Annotated in this window: 1 tRNA gene and 1 rRNA gene; both read left to right on the top strand. The window is 55.5% G+C overall.

The features are described from left to right. Positions 1 to 186 precede the first annotated feature (186 nt). Positions 187 to 301: ribosomal RNA gene (gene rrf / locus IFT71_RS21120) — 5S ribosomal RNA — on the top strand. Positions 302 to 383: 82 nt separating this feature from the next. Beyond that, positions 384 to 460: transfer RNA gene (locus IFT71_RS21115), tRNA-Met, on the top strand. Positions 461 to 463: the final 3 nt, after the last annotated feature.

Raw genomic sequence — 463 nt, 5'->3', positions numbered from 1 at the left:
ACGTCAGACGATAGTGCGGATGATTAAGACGACGCCAGATTGCCAATCCCCTCGCCGTCGAGGGATTGGTTACAAATACAACTATACCCAAGCACGGTATCGATTTTAAAACCCTCAAGACCCGCCGCAAGGCTAGCCTCGAGGGACCCAGATATCACAGTGACGCATGTCGCACCGGCTCCATTGCCTGGTGGCTATAGCGTCGGTGTCCCACCCGATCCCATTCCGAACTCGGCCGTGAAACCCGCCTGCGCCAATGGTACTATCGCTCAAGCGATGGAAGAGTAGGTCGTCGCCAGGCATTGAAGCCCGTGCGACATGCATCACACGATATCAAAACCCATTCACAATCTCATCTACCCTTACGTCCCTAACCGGACCGTCGCGGGGTGGAGCAGCCCGGTAGCTCGTCAGGCTCATAACCTGAAGGTCACAGGTTCAAATCCTGTCCCCGCAACCAAAT

Origin of the sequence: Sphingomonas sp. CFBP 13733 (assembly GCF_014841795.1) — a bacterium.
Taxonomy (GTDB): domain Bacteria; phylum Pseudomonadota; class Alphaproteobacteria; order Sphingomonadales; family Sphingomonadaceae; genus Sphingomonas; species Sphingomonas aerolata.
The sequence above is the reverse complement of the archived record's forward strand: the minus strand, read 5'-3'. Positions and strand labels throughout refer to the sequence as shown.